17 protein-coding genes are annotated in these 16,815 nt (G+C 58.6%); 10 read left to right on the plus strand and 7 right to left on the minus strand.

The genetic code is table 11. From position 1 onward, the window contains the following. Positions 1-86: 86 nt before the first annotated feature. Complete coding sequence (locus ACL2XF_RS07640) at positions 87-662, minus strand: TetR/AcrR family transcriptional regulator (RefSeq protein WP_413728382.1); 576 nt, start codon at positions 660-662, stop codon at positions 87-89. Positions 663-814: 152 nt separating this feature from the next. On the opposite strand from ACL2XF_RS07640, the gene ACL2XF_RS07645 reads away from it, so the two are divergent. Together ACL2XF_RS07645 and ACL2XF_RS07650 are read left to right on the plus strand one after the other, a co-directional pair. After that, positions 815-1,549, plus strand: a complete 735-nt coding sequence (locus tag ACL2XF_RS07645; protein WP_410014956.1) for an SDR family NAD(P)-dependent oxidoreductase — start codon at positions 815-817, stop codon at positions 1,547-1,549. Between the two features lie 170 nt (positions 1,550-1,719). Then, positions 1,720-2,319 carry an NADPH-dependent F420 reductase gene (locus ACL2XF_RS07650; RefSeq protein ID WP_410014957.1) on the plus strand — a complete coding sequence of 200 codons (600 nt, stop codon included), beginning with the start codon at positions 1,720-1,722 and terminating at the stop codon, positions 2,317-2,319. A 170-nt stretch (positions 2,320-2,489) separates the two neighbouring features. Here ACL2XF_RS07650 and ychF read toward each other — a convergent pair whose 3' ends face one another. Together ychF and pth are read right to left on the minus strand one after the other, a co-directional pair. Continuing rightward, on the minus strand, positions 2,490-3,581 hold the full coding sequence (gene ychF, locus ACL2XF_RS07655; protein WP_410014958.1) for a redox-regulated ATPase YchF: 1,092 nt from the start codon (positions 3,579-3,581) through the stop codon (positions 2,490-2,492). Between the two features lie 188 nt (positions 3,582-3,769). Then, positions 3,770-4,354 (minus strand): aminoacyl-tRNA hydrolase, encoded by a 585-nt coding sequence (pth, locus tag ACL2XF_RS07660; RefSeq protein ID WP_410014959.1) that lies wholly within the window; start codon positions 4,352-4,354, stop codon positions 3,770-3,772. A gap of 262 nt (positions 4,355-4,616) precedes the next feature. Here pth and ACL2XF_RS07665 point away from each other — a divergent pair, with 262 nt between their 5' ends. Further along, a complete protein-coding gene (locus ACL2XF_RS07665; RefSeq protein WP_413728383.1) occupies positions 4,617-5,090 on the plus strand; it encodes a GNAT family N-acetyltransferase in 474 nt (157 codons plus the stop codon). A 383-nt stretch (positions 5,091-5,473) separates the two neighbouring features. After that, complete coding sequence (ychH, locus tag ACL2XF_RS07670; protein ID WP_410014961.1) at positions 5,474-5,743, plus strand: stress-induced protein YchH; 270 nt, start codon at positions 5,474-5,476, stop codon at positions 5,741-5,743. A gap of 366 nt (positions 5,744-6,109) precedes the next feature. On the opposite strand, the gene prs is transcribed toward ychH, so the two are convergent. The 3 genes from prs to lolB form a co-directional block, all read right to left on the minus strand. Continuing rightward, complete coding sequence (gene prs, locus ACL2XF_RS07675; protein WP_331122568.1) at positions 6,110-7,057, minus strand: ribose-phosphate diphosphokinase; 948 nt, start codon at positions 7,055-7,057, stop codon at positions 6,110-6,112. Positions 7,058-7,209: 152 nt separating this feature from the next. After that, positions 7,210-8,070: a 4-(cytidine 5'-diphospho)-2-C-methyl-D-erythritol kinase gene (gene ispE / locus ACL2XF_RS07680; RefSeq protein ID WP_413728384.1), complete on the minus strand. Its 861-nt coding sequence runs from the start codon at positions 8,068-8,070 to the stop codon at positions 7,210-7,212. Then, positions 8,067-8,690: a lipoprotein insertase outer membrane protein LolB gene (lolB, locus tag ACL2XF_RS07685; protein ID WP_410014963.1), complete on the minus strand. Its 624-nt coding sequence runs from the start codon at positions 8,688-8,690 to the stop codon at positions 8,067-8,069. Before lolB ends, ispE begins: the two co-directional genes overlap by 4 nt. 221 nt (positions 8,691-8,911) lie before the next feature. Between lolB and hemA the strand changes: the two genes are divergently transcribed. From hemA to kdsA, 6 genes are read left to right on the plus strand one after another with little or no spacing between them, the layout of a single operon-like run. Further along, entirely contained in the window at positions 8,912-10,168 is a 1,257-nt protein-coding gene (gene hemA / locus ACL2XF_RS07690) for a glutamyl-tRNA reductase (protein ID WP_410014964.1), read from the plus strand. A gap of 32 nt (positions 10,169-10,200) precedes the next feature. After that, positions 10,201-11,283 carry a peptide chain release factor 1 gene (gene prfA, locus ACL2XF_RS07695; protein ID WP_410014965.1) on the plus strand — a complete coding sequence of 361 codons (1,083 nt, stop codon included), beginning with the start codon at positions 10,201-10,203 and terminating at the stop codon, positions 11,281-11,283. Continuing rightward, a complete protein-coding gene (prmC, locus tag ACL2XF_RS07700) occupies positions 11,283-12,116 on the plus strand; it encodes a peptide chain release factor N(5)-glutamine methyltransferase (protein WP_410014966.1) in 834 nt (277 codons plus the stop codon). Before prfA ends, prmC begins: the two co-directional genes overlap by 1 nt. Positions 12,117-12,147: 31 nt before the next feature. After that, positions 12,148-12,546 carry a SirB2 family protein gene (locus ACL2XF_RS07705; protein WP_410014967.1) on the plus strand — a complete coding sequence of 133 codons (399 nt, stop codon included), beginning with the start codon at positions 12,148-12,150 and terminating at the stop codon, positions 12,544-12,546. Beyond that, positions 12,543-13,352, plus strand: coding sequence for an invasion regulator SirB1 (gene sirB1 / locus ACL2XF_RS07710; protein ID WP_410014968.1), 810 nt, complete (start codon positions 12,543-12,545; stop codon positions 13,350-13,352). The genes ACL2XF_RS07705 and sirB1 overlap by 4 nt, the downstream gene beginning before the upstream one ends. A gap of 59 nt (positions 13,353-13,411) precedes the next feature. Further along, a complete protein-coding gene (kdsA, locus tag ACL2XF_RS07715) occupies positions 13,412-14,266 on the plus strand; it encodes a 3-deoxy-8-phosphooctulonate synthase (RefSeq protein ID WP_410014969.1) in 855 nt (284 codons plus the stop codon). 819 nt (positions 14,267-15,085) lie between these two features. On the opposite strand, the gene dauA is transcribed toward kdsA, so the two are convergent. Then, positions 15,086-16,780, minus strand: coding sequence for a C4-dicarboxylic acid transporter DauA (gene dauA, locus ACL2XF_RS07720; RefSeq protein WP_410014970.1), 1,695 nt, complete (start codon positions 16,778-16,780; stop codon positions 15,086-15,088). Positions 16,781-16,815 lie beyond the last annotated feature (35 nt).

Below are 16,815 nucleotides of genomic sequence, written 5' to 3' on the forward strand. Positions count from 1 at the left end.
CTATCAGACTGACGCGCCACAATAGTCCGCCACGCCCAGCCAACGGACAATCTCACGCAATGCGAACAGCCATGCGTTGCGCTCTGCTACGTTGCCTTGTTAATGGCGTTGCCCGGCTGATTTGTCAGGATGGCGCTCGTAATAAGATGAAAGAGATGATCCCGCCGCGGCGCGAATCCGGGCTGGGCGACGAGCCAGCCGAGCGCCGACATCAGGGCGAACAGGTCGTCCGCATCCATATCTGCGCGCGCCGTTCCCTCGGCCTGGGCACGGCGCAGCAGTCGCGCGCCCGCCGAGCGCACCGCGATGCATGGCGCGTAAAGCGCGGACTCCGGGTCTGCGTGGGCGCTGGCCATCAAGGCGACTACGCCGCTGTAGCTATCAACGAACGCCACCCCGGCGTGAAACCAGGACACGAGCGCCTCGTCAGGTGGCTTCGACGTCTCAACTTCGCCTGCCTTTTGCGTCAGAGTCTCCAGATTCGTGCGCAGCAACGCTTCGAACAAGGCTTCGCGCGTCGGGAAATGCCGGAGCAGTGTGGCCAGCCCGACGCCGGCCCGGCGGGCGATCTCGCGCATGGACGCATCCGCGCCCTGCTCGGTGACGACCTCACGCGCGACGGTAAGGAGATGGCTGTAATTTTTTCTGGCGTCGGCTCGCATAGGGTACCTTGACAAATGGATCAGTGATCCGTATATTTGGATCAGTGGTCCAGATACTGGCTTGATGATCTGGACCGGTGATCCACAAGATACAGCGTCCTGATACCAATGGCAATACAGACGCTGTCCGACACGATGAAAGGGGAAACGTCATGGGAAAGCTGGAAGGTAAGGTCGCAGTTATCACGGGTGGCTCAAGCGGCATGGCGCTGGCGAGCGCCAAGCGGTTCGTAGAAGAAGGCGCCTATGTTTTTATCACGGGCCGCAGGCAAGAGACGTTGGACGAGGCCGTTAAGCTCATCGGGCGCAACGTGACCGGCGTGCGCGGCGACGCGTCCAATCTCGACGACCTCGACCGCCTGTTCGCGACGGTCAAACGGGAAAAGGGCAAGATCGATGTCTTGTACGCGAGCGCTGGCACCGGCGAAGCCGTCCCGCTCGGCGAGATTACCGAGCAGCATTTCGATGCGACCTTCGGCCTGAATACGCGCGGCACGCTGTTTACGGTTCAGAAGGCGTTGCCGTTGTTTAACGATGGCGGATCGATCTTTATGACCGGGTCAATTGCGTCAATCAAAGGTTTTCCTGGTTTCAGCGTCTATGCGGCGAGCAAGGCGACGTTGCTTGCATTCGCCCGCGGGTGGCTCAACGAACTGAAGGGCCGCAAAATCCGGGTGAACGTGCTGAGCCCAGGGCAGATCGCCACCCCTATTCAAGAGCAACTCTTCGACGAAGAGACGAAGCGGTATTTCGAATCCCTGGTGCCGCGGGGAAAGATGGGGGGGCCTGAGGAAATCGCGGCGGTGGCGCTGTTTCTTGCTTCAGACGAATCGAGCTTCGTGAATGGGGTGGAATTGTATGTCGACGGCGGCACCTCGGCCATCTGAAATCGCGCTGGAAAGCGGGTGGCGGCCCGCTAACGTGGCGAAGATGATCCGGGTTATGTCGATAAATAGGGCATCCCGTTCAATTAACGGGACTGATTTCGGTGATTGTCCAGCGGGTATTGCCATGTCTGCTTACGCTGCCGGTCACCCCTACTGAAGGGAGAGTTTGCATGAGTTATTCGATTATTGGCTTTGGCGCGGTAGGCCAGGCGCTCGCCCGGGCGTTTGCAAGAAAGAACATTAATGTGAGCGTTGCTAGCCGTCGCCCTCCCGAAGCGTTGATGCAGCGGGCACAAGCGATCGGCCCCACCGTTGTCCCCAGGACGCTGCAGGATGCCATCGCGTCCGACATCATCTTTTTGGCGGTGCCGTTTTGGGAACATCGGGACGTCGCGAAACAGAAAACCACCTGGCGCGGCAAGACCGTCATCGACATGACCAATGCTTTCGGCGTTGCCGTTGAAGACTTGCAAGATCAGCCGTCGTCCGCGGTTGTCGCCAAAGCCTTTACCGACGCCGGGTTCGTAAAGGGTTTTAACCATCTGGCCGCCGGCGTTCTGGCCGCTGATCCGAGCGTGAATGGCGGCAGCCGCGTCGTGTTTTTGTCGAGCGATGACGAAAATGCGCTGGCGCCGGTCGCGGTTCTCGCCGAACAGCTCGGTTTCGCGCCGATTGCGCTAGGACCGCTCAAGGATGGCGGCCTGCTCGTCCAGGCCAGGGGCAATACCTGGGGTAAACTGATCTTCAAGGATCTCGTCAAGTTCACATAACGGCGCCTCAACGCTATGCTGCTTATGACAGTCAGCCAGCCACTCATCAAGAAGTGAGCATAACTGTGTTGAGACGGTTAAAAACGAAAAATCCACGCAACCGCGTGGATTTAGGATAATCATTTATTTGAAATGCCCTGTGACGCGTCGAAGTTGAGTGACCTATTTAATTAAACATTAAACAAGAAGTTCATCACATCGCCATCCTTGACGATATATTCCTTGCCTTCGGAGCGCATCTTGCCGGCTTCCTTGGCGCCTTGCTCGCCTTTATAGGCAATAAAATCTTCAAACGCGATGGTCTGGGCGCGGATAAAACCTTTTTCGAAATCAGTATGGATTTTACCGGCCGCCTGCGGGGCGGTGGCGCCGACCGGGATGGTCCAGGCGCGCACTTCCTTGACCCCGGCGGTAAAGTAGGTTTGCAGGTTCAGCAACTCGTAGCCGGCGCGGATCACCCGGTTCAGGCCCGGTTCTTCCAGCCCCAGTTCCGCCATGAATTCCGCTCGCTCCTCTTCTTCCAGTTCGGCGATATCGGATTCCACCGCGGCGCAAACCGCCACCACAACCGAGCCTTCCCCGGCGGCGATAGCCCGGACTTTATCCAGGTAGGGGTTGTTTTCGTAGCCGTCTTCATTGACGTTGGCGATATACATGGTCGGCTTAAGCGTCAGGAAGCTGAGATAACGGATAGCCGCTTTTTCTTCCTCATTGAGATCGAGCGTGCGCAGCATGCCAGCGTTGCCCAGGTGCGGCAGGCATTTTTCCAGCGCGGACAGCTCGATCTTGGCATCCTTATCGCCGCCCTTGGCGCGTTTTTGCACCCGGAAGATAGCGCGCTCGCAGGCTTCCAGATCGGACAGCGCCAGCTCGGTATTAATCACGTCGATATCATCCACCGGGTCGACTTTGCCGGCAACGTGGATGATATTATCGTTCTCGAAGCAGCGCACCACATGGCCGATGGCCTCGGTTTCGCGGATATTGGTCAGGAACTGGTTGCCCAGTCCTTCGCCCTTCGACGCGCCTTTGACCAGGCCGGCGATATCAACGAATTCCATGGTGGTCGGCACGATACGCTGCGGCTTGACGATGGCCGCCAGCTGGTCCAGGCGCGGATCAGGCATCGGCACCACGCCGGTATTCGGTTCAATCGTACAGAACGGAAAATTGGCCGCTTCAATTCCCGCTTTGGTCAATGCATTGAATAGCGTGGACTTACCCACGTTCGGCAGACCCACAATACCGCATTTGAAACCCATGGTTATATCACCTTAAATAGCTTTATTATCAGATGGTTAAATTAGTCTTACCGTACCATCAATACGTTAATGCCCCATTATACACATAAACCGCGCATAACTCGATTGGCGCCGGGGCGACCGGAGTCATAGCCTGGTATAGGTCCGCACGCGGCGGCAGACCGTTTTTGCTCCGGATCGGAGAGCCATCAGGCGGCTTTGAAGGCGTGCAGGCGATTCATCGCTTTTACCGGGCCTTCCTGGATTAAGATCTCGGTGCATTTAACCGCCTCAGCCACGGCTTGATCGATTAAGTCCAGTTCGCTGGCCGGCGGCTTGCCCAGCACAAAACCCACCACTTTGCTTTTGTCGCCCGGATGGCCGATGCCGATGCGCAGACGATGGAAGTTGGGATTATTGCCCAACCGGCTGATGATATCCTTCAGGCCGTTATGGCCGCCATGGCCGCCGCCCAGCTTCAAGCGGGCGTTGCCCGGCAACAGATCCAGCTCATCGTGCGCCACCAGGATTTCTTCCGGCAGAATACGGTAAAACGTGGCAACAGAGGCGACCGCCTTGCCGCTCAGATTCATAAAGGTGGTCGGGACCAGCAGCCTGACGTCCTGTCCGGCAATCGCCAGGCGGGCGGTATACCCGTAGAATTTGCTCTCTTCCCTGAGGGACTGGCGAAACTGTTCCGCCAGCAGATCCACATACCAGGCGCCCGCGTTATGGCGGGTGGCGGCATATTCCGCGCCCGGATTCGCCAGGCCAACAATCAACTTGATAGTCATTACGGTTTCATTCTCAACTATTGCTCTCGATTAAACAGACCAACGCACAACGGGAAATCAGGCGGCCGTGGTCCTGCGCCGGTGATCCCGCGGTCATGTTAACAGATTTGCGCCGCAGCGGCTTAGCGAAGTGTCATCACCCCGTCGGGCAAGCCTCATGGCCTTGCGGGTGCCCTGGCGCGCGAAAACACACTTTCGTTGCCGGCGGATTGATGGCAATAATGGGATGATGTGTAACGCGTGAAAACGTCATGGGGGCATTATGGAACTGCGGCTGGCGCGCGCCCAGGAGGCGCAGGCATTATGGCTAATCCGCAATCAGGCCGTCCGGGCCCGCTGCGTGGACGTGTATGATGCCGACACCATCATGGCTTTTACGCCGGACATCATGCCGGCGGGCTTTGTTGCCTGCATCACGCAAAATCCTTTTTTCGTCATTGCCGCGACAGCCGCCGGCGGGCCTGTGGCAACGGGGTTCCTGGATGTCACCAGGGCGTCGGTGGAGGCCATCTTTACCCTGCCGGCGTACCAGGGCAGGGGATATGCCGCGCGTATCCTGGCGCGGATTATCAGCGAGGCGAAAACCCGGGGGTTAACCCGTTTAACCTTGGCCTCGACGCCGAACGCCGTGCAATTTTATCGTCGCCGCGGTTTCAGCATCCTGGGCGAGGGGCAATATTATTCCGCCTCGGCGCAACGCTATCTGTCTTGCGTCGACATGAGCCTCGATTTGTAAACCCGCCCGTTACAGCAACGCGCAAAACAGAATGATAATCGTCAGTGCAAGTCCGAGGCTGGTTATCACTTCCAGATCGTCAGTGTACATAGTCACCTCCTCTCGTCTGATCCGATCATGAGGTAATCCCTGGCCCCAGGCTGTGACCGGCCGTTCAAAAAAGCTGCAATTCCGCGTGCCGGCACGCTATTGCGCATCTCATTGATCGAGATCAATTTCTTTTAAAAACAAAATGACAGGGAATTATGATTTGTGTGACTTATTGTCAACTCTGTGATCGCGGGCACGATGCCTTTAGCAAGATATTGACTATACTTTACACAGATTGATAAGGACGACGAATGAACAATTCACGATTTCATTGAGTAACCCGGAGGTGAACGATGAAACGCAAATCAGCACTCTTATGTGGCAACAGCCTGATGGGCGTAGGTATGATAATGATGCTCGCAGGGCTTGCCTGCTCAGTATTAAATCAGCTTCCGCAATTGCACTTTACGCCATTGGTCGCGCATAGCGCCATCATGGGTATTTTTATCGGCGCCTTGTTATGGGTTGCAGGGGCGCGCATGGGCGGGCACGAACGCATCAGCGATCGTTACTGGTGGCATCGCAGGTTTGATTCCCGCTGCCGTCGTACCGGACATCATTAAGCGCCGGCAGGTTGAGCCAGGTTTTTGACAAATGCACTGATCCGGCGGAGGTCTTTATTGGCGCCGCTGGTTGGCAACCGGTCATTTAACGCCGCCGTCGAAACAGCGGCTTGTGTCTCTCACTGTCCGTTAACGCGGGCGATAACAATTGAAAAAACAACGACATAGATTAATATCAACGATGACTGGTTTTATTTCCTGTCCTGAACCTGCTTACGGGTTCGGGATTTTTTTTGCATAAAAAGCGGGAAACACTAATACGGGCGGGCCGGGCGGCCCGTATCCGGGGGCTAAACCACACGCCGGCCGATCGCCGTGGCGTGGAATGAGCAAGGCGCGCCGCCGGGGCGGCGACGTCGGCGGCTATTAATGCTCGAACATGGCGGAGATGGATTCTTCGTTGCTGATGCGACGAATGGCCTCGGCCAACATGCCCGACAGGGTCAGGGTACGGACGTTGGGCAGTGCTTTAATCTTGGGATCCAACGGAATGGTATCGCAAACAATGACCTCATCGATAACCGAATTCTTGATGTTGTCGAACGCATTACCGGAAAAAATCGGATGGGTGGCATAGGCAAAAACACGTTTTGCGCCCCGATCCTTCAGCGCCTCCGCCGCTTTGCACAGGGTGCCGCCGGTATCGATCATATCGTCCACCAACACACAGTCGCGGCCCGCCACGTCACCGATGATATGCATCACCTGGGAAACGTTTGCGCGCGGACGGCGTTTATCGATGATGGCCATATCGGTATCGTTCAGCAATTTGGCGATGGCGCGGGCGCGTACCACGCCGCCGATATCCGGCGATACCACGATCGGATTTTCCAAATCCTGCTGCAGCATATCCTCCAGCAGAATCGGGCTGCCGAAAACGTTGTCGACCGGAACATCAAAGAAGCCTTGGATCTGTTCCGCGTGCAGATCCACCGTCAGGACACGGTCAACCCCTACGCTGGATAAGAAGTCCGCCACCACTTTCGCGGTGATGGGCACACGTGCGGAACGCACGCGCCGATCCTGGCGGGCATAACCAAAATAGGGGATAACGGCGGTGATACGACCGGCGGATGCGCGGCGTAACGCGTCGACCATGACCACCAGTTCCATCAGGTTGTCATTGGTTGGCGCACAGGTGGACTGGATGATGAAAATATCACCACCGCGTACATTTTCATTGATTTGCACGCTGACTTCGCCGTCGCTAAAGCGACCTACAGCGGCGTCACCAAGACTGGTATATAAACGGTTGGCAATACGTTGTGCTAGTTCCGGGGTGGCGTTACCAGCAAAAAGCTTCATATCAGGCACGAGAAGAACCTCAGGCTTGCGTCCAGAGAAGGTATTGCACAGCATAACACTCGGGACCGGAGCGCCATACAGGGCAATGCCACACGGGTAAAGATAAATCGAGATAACCTGGCGGAACCGTCACCTAGCGGCGGCATAACGGTCCGGTTACCTTAATGCGCCCCGGTCAACACGCGGTGCAGCGGCGAAACGTTAACGCCTCGCGCCACAAAACCACGCATCCACGCCGGGGAATGCTCCAGCACCTGACGGGCGGCGGACTCGGTATCGAATTCGGCAAATACACAAGCGCCGGTGCCAGTCAGTCGCGACGGCGCGTATTCTAACAGCCATGAAAGATGCTGTTCAACCTCGTAAAAATGTTTTCTTGCGATTGGCTCACAATCATTATGAAAAGGCTGCGCTAATAACGCCTCCAGCGCGCGTACCGGCGAGTCTCTTTTTAACGCCGGATCGGCGAATATCGCCGGCGTCGATATGCTTACGCCGGGGAGGGTGACCAGGTACCATTTTTCCGGCGGATCGGCCGGGGTCAATATTTCGCCGATTCCCTCGGCAAAGGCCGCGTGGCCCCGCACGAACACCGGTACGTCGGCGCCAAGTTCGAGGCCCAGACGGGCCAGCGCTTCCTGCTCAAGGCCGCAGCGCCACAGATGATTAAGGGCCACCAGCACCGTGGCGGCGTCGGAGGATCCCCCGCCGAGCCCGCCGCCCATCGGCAGGCGTTTAACCAGGCGAATATCGGCGCCGGGCAGGGCGGAATTATTTTTAGCCCCCCACCGGCGACGCTGCAGCAACCGCGCCGCCCGGACGATAAGGTTATCGTCGTCGCGTACGCCGGCAAGGGGCGTCAGCAGCCGGATATCCCCGCCTGCGACCGGCTCGATGGTCAACGTATCGCCGTAGTCAAGAAACTGGAACAGCGTTTGCAACTGATGGTAGCCGTCGGGCCGCCGGCCGGTAATATATAAAAATAAATTGAGTTTAGCCGGCGCCGGCCATTGATGAATCATTGCAGGGTCCAGCTGTCCATTTTGAGTTTAATACGCTGCTCGCCCTGGCGCAGTTCCAGATTGGCCGGCAGCACCGGCCGGCTGTCGTCATGGTAGCCCAGGTAAACCACTGTCCATTGCTGGCCGTCCTGGCTGTAGTTGACCTGTTTGAGCAAGCCGCGCGAATCGAGGGTGAAATCGGTGGCGTCGCCCGGCAGCCCCAGCATCCATTTACGCAGGTTGTCGAGGGGAATATTCATGCCGGTCAGCTTTTGGATCATCTGCTGCGGATCGTTGCTGACATACTTCTTACCCTGGTTATTGGTAATCTGGGCCACGCCGGGCTGCACGTTCAAATCCATTTCGGTGCTGCCGAGCGGATTGGTCAGCAGCAGGCGGTAGCGATCGGCGCCGGTTTGCTGCCAGTTAAAGCGGGCATAGACTTTTTGCTGGCCGGAAATATAGGCGAAAGAGCCGCGCGTCTGGTAGCTGGACAGCTGCGACACCGAGCGTTGATGCTGTTGCCACTCGGGGGAGGTTTGGCTTTTAGCGGGGCCTGAGGGCGTGTGGACGCTACAGGCGGCCAATAGCAGGCCGGCCAGCGGCAATACGCGGTAGTAGGCGGGAATACGCTTCGGCATAGGGAACTGCTTCCTTAATTTTCTCGTGGGTAAGGCGTTTTGTCCGGTGTTTAACACCATGATAGCGTCAATTTTCACGCTAAGCGGCATTTATTTCATTACCGGCGCCACGCCCTGATAGGTCGAAAATGCGGTGTGACTTTTCTTGATCACGCGCATCAAGTAGAATGCACTCAAACCATAACCATACTAACACTCGTATTATTTAATAGCCGTATTCCATGACCCTGCTCGCATTAGGTATTAATCATAAAACAGCGCCGGTTGCGTTACGCGAGCGGATAGCGTTTTCGCCCGAAACCCTTGACCAGGCGCTGGTCAGCCTGCTCCAGCAACCGCTGGTGCGGGGCGGCGTCGTGCTGTCTACATGCAACCGGACCGAATTATACCTAAGCGTGGCGCAGCAGGAAAATTTCAAGGAATCTCTGGTGGGCTGGTTATGCGATTATCATCATTTGCAGCCGGACGAGGTGCGCCAAAGCCTCTACTGGCATCTGGACGACGGCGCGGTCAGCCACTTGATGCGGGTCGCCAGCGGGCTGGATTCCATGGTGCTGGGCGAGCCGCAGATCCTCGGGCAGGTAAAAAAAGCCTTTGCGGATTCCCAACGCGGGCATACCGTTTCCGGCGAGCTGGAACGCTTATTCCAGAAATCCTTTTCCGTCGCCAAGCGGGTGCGCACTGAAACCGAAATTGGGTCCAACGCGGTATCGGTGGCGTTTGCCGCCTGTACCCTGGCGCGGCAGATTTTTGAATCCCTGGCTGATGTCACGGTGCTGCTGGTCGGCGCCGGCGAAACCATCGAACTGGTTGCGCGTCATCTGCGTGAGCACCATGTCAAGCAGCTGATCATCGCCAACCGCACCCGCGAGCGCGCGCAACTGCTGGCCGACGAGGTCGGGGCGCAGGTCATCGACCTGGCCGGGCTCGACGACCGCCTGGCCAGTGCCGATATCATTATCAGTTCCACCGCCAGCACGCTTCCCATTATCGGCAAGGGCATGGTCGAGCGGGCTATGAAGCAGCGCCGCAACCAGCCGATGTTGCTGGTGGATATCGCGGTGCCGCGCGATATCGAGCCGGACGTGGGCAAGGTCCCCAACGCCTATCTTTATACGGTGGATGATTTACAGGCCATTATTGAAAAAAACCTCGCCCAGCGACAGTCGGCGGCCGTCCAGGCCGAAACCATCGTCGCGCAGGAATGCCTGGATTTCATGGGCTGGCTGCGCGCGCAAAGCGCGGTGGAAACCATTCGCGATTTCCGTTCCCAGGCCGATAGCCTGCGTGCGGAAATAGAGGAGCGCGCCGTGGCGGCCATCAGGCTCGGCGCCGACCCCGAGGCGGTGATCCGCGACATGGCCCACCGCCTGACCAATCGTCTTATCCACGCTCCAACCAAATCACTGCAACAGGCCGCCCGTGACGGTGATGTCGAACGGCTGCAAATACTGCGGGACAGTCTGGGACTGGACTAGCTCATTATACTAATAAGGTAAAACCATCACCTATGAAGCCTTCTATCGTTGCCAAACTGGAAGCGTTGCAAGAGCGCCAAGAAGAAGTCGAGGTGTTGCTTGGCGACGCCGGCATCATTAACGATCAGGATAGATTTCGCGCGCTGTCGAAAGAATATGCGCAGCTGACCGATGTTACCGCGTCCTTTAAGCGCTGGCAGCAGGTACAGGAGGATATCCACACCGCGGAAACGATGCTCGACGACCCGGAAATGCGCGATATGGCGCAAGAAGAACTGAAAGAGTTAAAAGCATTGCAGGAAGAGCTGGAGCAGCAGTTGCAGTTGCTGCTGCTGCCGCAAGACCCGGATGATGAACGCGGCTGTTTCCTGGAAGTGCGCGCCGGCACCGGCGGCGACGAAGCCGCCATCTTTGCCGGCGATCTGTTCAGGATGTACAGCCGCTTTGCCGAAACCCGGCGCTGGCGGGTAGAGATCGTCAGCGCCAGCGACGGCGAGCACGGCGGCTACAAGGAAGTGATCGCTAAAATAGACAACGACGGCGCCTATGGCCAGCTGAAGTTCGAGTCCGGCGGCCATCGCGTGCAGCGGGTGCCGGAAACCGAATCCCAGGGCCGCATCCACACTTCCGCCTGCACGGTGGCGGTCATGCCCGCAATCCCGGAAGAGGAATTGCCGGTGATCAATGCCGGGGATTTGCGTATCGATACCTTTCGGTCCTCCGGCGCGGGCGGCCAGCACGTCAATACCACCGATTCCGCCATCCGCATTACCCATCTTCCAACCGGCCTGGTGGTTGAATGCCAGGACGAACGGTCGCAGCACAAGAACAAAGCCAAGGCGCTGGCGGTGCTGGGCGCCAGGCTGCGCGCGGCCGAGGTGCGCCGGCGCCAGCTGGAGGAGGCGTCGACCCGCCGCAACCTGCTGGGCAGCGGCGATCGCTCCGATCGTATCCGGACCTATAATTTCCCCCAGGGGCGCGTGACCGATCACCGTATCGGCCTGACGCTTTATCGCCTGGATGAAGTGATTGAAGGCAAACTGGATATGCTGATCCAGCCGATCATGCAGGAGTACCAGGCGGATCAGCTGGCGGCGCTGGCAGAGCAATCCTGATGCAGTGCGGCCAGTGGCTTGATGGCGCCGCGCGCCGGCTCGCCGGCGGCGACAGCCCTAGACGGGATGCCGAAATCCTGCTCGGTTTTGTCACCGGACGTGCGCGTACCTGGCTGCTGGCCTTTGGCGAAACACCCCTGACGCCGGAGGAGCTTGCGCGACTCGACGCCCTGCTGTTGCGGCGCGCGGCGGGGGAACCGATAGCCTACCTGACCGGCGAGCGTGAATTTTGGTCCCTGAAGCTTAAGGTTTCGTCCGCCACGCTTATCCCGCGTCCCGACACCGAATGTTTGGTGGAGCAGGCGCTGGCGCTGCTGCCCGACCAGCCGGCGCAGGTGCTGGATCTGGGCACCGGCACCGGCGCCATTGCCCTGGCATTGGCCAGCGAAAGGCCGTCATGGCGGGTGACCGGCGTGGACTTGCGGCCCGAGGCGGTGGCATTGGCGCGTGAGAACGCCCTGCAGCTGGGTATCGCCAATGCGCGCTTCGCGACGGGAAGTTGGTTTAAATCATTGCAGGGAATGCGCTATACCCTTATTGTGAGTAATCCGCCCTATATCGCCGTGGACGACCCGCATCTGCATCAGGGAGACGTGCGTTTCGAGCCGCAAAGCGCGCTGGTGGCGGACGATAACGGACTGGCCGATTTGACGGCCATCGTCGTGGGCGCCGCCGACCACCTGCATCCCGGTGGCTGGGTGGCGCTGGAGCATGGCTGGCATCAGGGCGAGGCGGTGCGCGGCCTGTTGGCGCGCGCCGGTTTCGTCCTGGTGGGTTCCCGGCGGGATTATGGCGGCAATGAACGCGTAACAATGGGACAATGGCCGGGTTAAGACCCGCCGGTTATAGGATGCTGGAGCAGTGATGAGTGCTTACATGACCATCAAGTACTTACATTTAACAACGGTATGGATCACCATTACGCTGTTTATCATCCGTTTTTATTGGCGCTGGCGCGGTTCCACCCTGCTGAGCAAAGGGTGGGTGCGCATTGTCCCGCATATCAACGATACCCTGTTATTGATATCCGGCGTCACGCTGATTATCCTCTCGGGCATTTCTCCCTTCACCGCCGACGGCCGCTGGCTGCTGGATAAACTGGTGTTGGTCGTTATTTATATCCTGCTCGGCTCTGTTGCGCTGGGCAACAATACGCGGCGCGAAAAAATCCGCTGGCTGGCATTTATCTGCGGGCTGGCGTGTCTGTACACTATTTACCGGCTGGCTAGCAGTAAGCTTCCCCTGCTGACAGGATTTCTATGAGTAATATTGCGGATTTTGAATATAATCTTTCACCGCTTAGCGAGGGTGTCATACGTATTTCCCTCGCCATCCGGGAGGATTTTCCCGCCGATAGCGTTCGCCAGCAGCTGCGTTTGCTGGCCGAGGACGCGCGGGAGCAGATCTCGGTGGAGCTGAACCAGGACGAACAGCTTGGGCTTTTGCTCAAGCTGTTTTATCGTACCTGGGGATTTGGCGGCGTTGGCGGCGTGTATCGCCTGTCGGACGCCCTGTGGCTTGATAATGTGCTGGAGCGCCGCCAGGGTCTGCCTGCGTCGTTGGGCATTATCCTGCTGCATGTGGCGCAGTCCATGGGCATTCCCCTGCTGCCGGTGATTTTCCCTACCCAGATGATACTGCGCGCGGGCTGGCTTGACGGCGAGATGTGGCTTATCAACCCGATTAACGGCGATACCCTTGATGAGCATACGCTGGATATTTGGCTGCGCGGCAATATCGGCACCGGTATCGAGCTGGCGGATGAAGATCTGGAAGAAGCGGATAACAATACCGTGGTGCGTAAATTGCTCGACACCTTAAAATCGGCGCTGATGGACGAAAAACAGATGGAGCTGGCCCTGGGCGCCAGCGAGGCGATGCTGGAATTTGATCCCGACGATCCTTATGAAATCCGCGATCGCGGTTTGATTTATGCCCAGCTGGAGTGTGATCACGTGGCGCTTTCGGACCTGAATTATTTTGTCGAGCAGTGTCCGGAAGATCCCATCAGTGAAATGATCAAGGTTCAGATACATTCCATCGAGCAGAAGTCGGTGACCCTACATTAACCCGATGCCGGACGGTATTACCCCGGCCGGCAGGTCGATAAAAAGTATAAGGTACAGGTATGAAACAACTTGTGGTGAATATCGGCGATATCCCGGTGGCGAACGATCGTCCTTTTGTGCTGTTCGGCGGCATGAATGTGCTTGAATCGCGCGATCTGGCCATGCGCATTTGTGAGCATTACGTGACCGTGACCCAAAAACTGGGTATTCCGTATGTGTTCAAAGCTTCGTTTGATAAAGCCAACCGTTCATCTATTCACTCTTATCGCGGTCCGGGCTTGGAAGAGGGCATGAAGATCTTTCAGGAGCTGAAAGCGCAGTTTGGCGTGAAGGTCATTACCGACGTGCATGAGGCGGCTCAGGCGCAGACGGTGGCCGGGGTGGTGGACGTGATACAGTTGCCGGCATTCCTGGCGCGCCAGACCGATCTGGTGGAGGCCATGGCCCGCACGGGTGCGGTGATAAACGTTAAAAAACCGCAGTTTATCAGCCCGTCGCAGGTGGGCAATATCGTTGATAAATTCCGTGAAGCCGGTAATGAGCAGGTTATCCTGTGCGATCGCGGCAGTAATTTCGGCTACGATAACCTGGTGGTGGATATATTGGGATTTAACGTGATGAACCGCGTTTCCGGCGGCTGTCCGGTGATTTTTGACGTGACCCATGCGCTGCAGACGCGAGATCCGTTCGGCGCCGCCTCGGGCGGTCGTCGCGCGCAGGTGGGCGAGCTGGCCCGCGCCGGTATGGCGGTGGGTATTGCCGGGCTGTTTATCGAGGCCCATCCCGATCCCGATCATGCCAAATGCGATGGCCCGTCGGCGCTGCCGCTGGATAAGCTCGAGCCGTTCCTGGTGCAGATGAAAGCCATTGACGATTTGGTGAAAAGCTTTCCGGCGCTGGATACGGGCAGTTAACGTCCTGTCTGCATCGACCCCCATCGGCACGGTCTCCCTTGAACACGGCTGCTTTAAGTCCGGTGTTGGCGGGCCTAGCGTGCCATGGGGCGCTCGGTCGGGCGGGAACACCACGCCCGATTCGACCCCATAGGCACGCTCTCCCTTGAACACGGCTGCTTTAAGCCCGGTGTTGGCGGGCCTAGCGTGCCATGGGGCGCCCGGTCGGGCGGGAACACCACGCCCGATTCGACCCCATAGGCACGCTCTCCCTTGAACACGGCTGCTTTAAGCCCGGTGTTGGCGGGCCTAGCGTGCCATGGGGCGCTCGGTCGGGCGGGAACACCACGCCCGATTCGACCCCATAGGCACGGTCTCCCTTGAACACGGCTGCTTTAAGCCCGGTGTTGGCGGGCCTAGCGTGCCATGGGGCGCTCGGTCGGGCGGGAACACCACGCCCGATTCGACCCCATAGGCACGCTCTCCCTTGAACACGGCTGCTTTAAGTCCGGTGTTGGCGGGCCTAGCGTGCCATGGGGCGCTCGGTCGGGCGGGAACACCACGCCCGATTCGACCCCATAGGCACGCTCTCCCTTGAACACGGCTGCTTTAAGCCCGGTGTTGGCGGGCCTAGCGTGCCATGGGGCGCTCGGTCGGGCGGGAACACCACGCCCGATTCGACCCCATCGGCACGCTCTCCCTTGAACACGGTCTGCTTTAAGCCCGGTGTTGGCGGGCTTACCGTGCCATGGGGCGCTCGGTCGGGCGGAACACCACGCCCGATTCGACCCCATCGGCACGGGTTCCCTTTAACACGGCGGCATTAAGCCCGGTGTTGGCTTATTTGGCTTCCTCCGCCAGCGCCTGTTCCAACGTGCTGTAGAATGCCAGCCGGCCGGGGATGGGATGGATATTGGCCCGCGCCAGCGTTTTCAGCGGCTGGAAGGGGATATCGGTTATCACCAGGCGTTTGCCCGCCGCCAGGTTTTCGCTGAAGTGCACAAACGCCTGCAGGCCGCCGGCATCCAGTACCGGCACCGCATCCCATTGCAGAATAATCACGTCATCCTGCGCCGTCAGCACGGCGATTTCCTCAAAAATGCGTTCGGCGGCGGCAAAGAACAGCGGACCGTTGACCCGCAGCGCCCTGAGCTTGCCGCTGGTGCTTTGCGGCAATTCGCTGATACGGGTCATGGCGGCGATACGGCGCATAAACAGCAGCGAGGCCAGGACGATGCCCACCGTAATGGCGATCACCATATCGAACAATACCGTCAGCGACATGCACAGCAGCATGACCACGATATCGTCCCTGGGCGCCCGGCGCAGCAGGTAAATGACCTTGCGCGCCTCGCTCATGTTCCAGGCTACCAGCAACAGCAGCGCGGCCATGGCCGACAGGGGCAGATAGGACAGGGCCGGCGCCAGCACCAGCAGCGCCAGCAGCACCAGCAGGGAATGTACCAGCGACGACACCGGCGAGGTGGCGCCGGCGCGCACGTTGGCCGCCGAACGCGCAATGGCGGCGGTGGCGGTAATGCCGCCGAAGAACGGCGCGATGATATTGCCCACTCCCTGTCCGATAAGTTCATTATTAGACTGATGCTTTTTGCCGGTCATGCCGTCAAGCACCACGGCGCACAGCAACGACTCAATCGCGCCGAGCATCGCCATCGAGAATGCGGCGGGCAGCAGGGCGGAAACGGTATGCCAGTTTAAGCCCATCGGCACGCCGTGCACATCGGGCAGCGTCCACGGCAGCAGCCACTGCGGCAGGATCGGGGGAATACCCTGCCCATGGGTGCCGTCCGCCAGGATATAACCGAAACGGGTGCCGATGGTCGCCACCGGCATATCAAATAGCCACAGCACCGCCATGATGCCGGAGCCGGCTATCAGCGCCGGCAGGTGCGCCGGGAAACGGATGCCCAGGCGTGGCCAATAGACCAGCACCGCCATGGTGCCTATGCCAATCAGCGTATCTCCGGGATTGAACGTCGGCAACGCCGCGAAAAGCGCCGCTACCTTGCCGACATACTCCTCCGGCACCACGGGCAGGGTAAGACCAAAAAAGTCTTTGATTTGCATGGTGGCGATGGTGATGGCAATGCCCGAGGTAAAGCCCAGTGTGACCGAGAGCGGAATAAACTCGATAAGCTTGCCCAGCCGGGCAAAACCCATAATCACCAGGATCACGCCGGAAAGCAGGGTGGCAATCAGCAAACCGGCAAGCCCGAACTGTTGCGACACCGGATAAAGTATGACCACAAAGGCCGCGGTCGGACCCGACACGCTAAACCTGGAACCCCCGCACAGGGCGATGACAATACCCGCCACGGCGGAGGTATACAGGCCGTACTGGGGCGCCACGCCGCTGCCAATGGCCAGCGCCATGGCCAGGGGAATGGCGATGATGCCGACGGTAATACCGGCGATGATGTCTTTGATAAAGCGCTGGGTGGTGTAAGGTTCTTTCCAGCAGGCGTCAATAAGCGCGCTGAACGGGCGAAGACCGGTGAAGAGATGATTTTTCATTAAAACAACGAGCCAAAACGTGAGCAGGGCGGGCC

The sequence above is a fragment of the Sodalis sp. RH19 genome (genome assembly GCF_047324215.1).
Classification (GTDB): Bacteria; Pseudomonadota; Gammaproteobacteria; order Enterobacterales; family Enterobacteriaceae; genus Acerihabitans.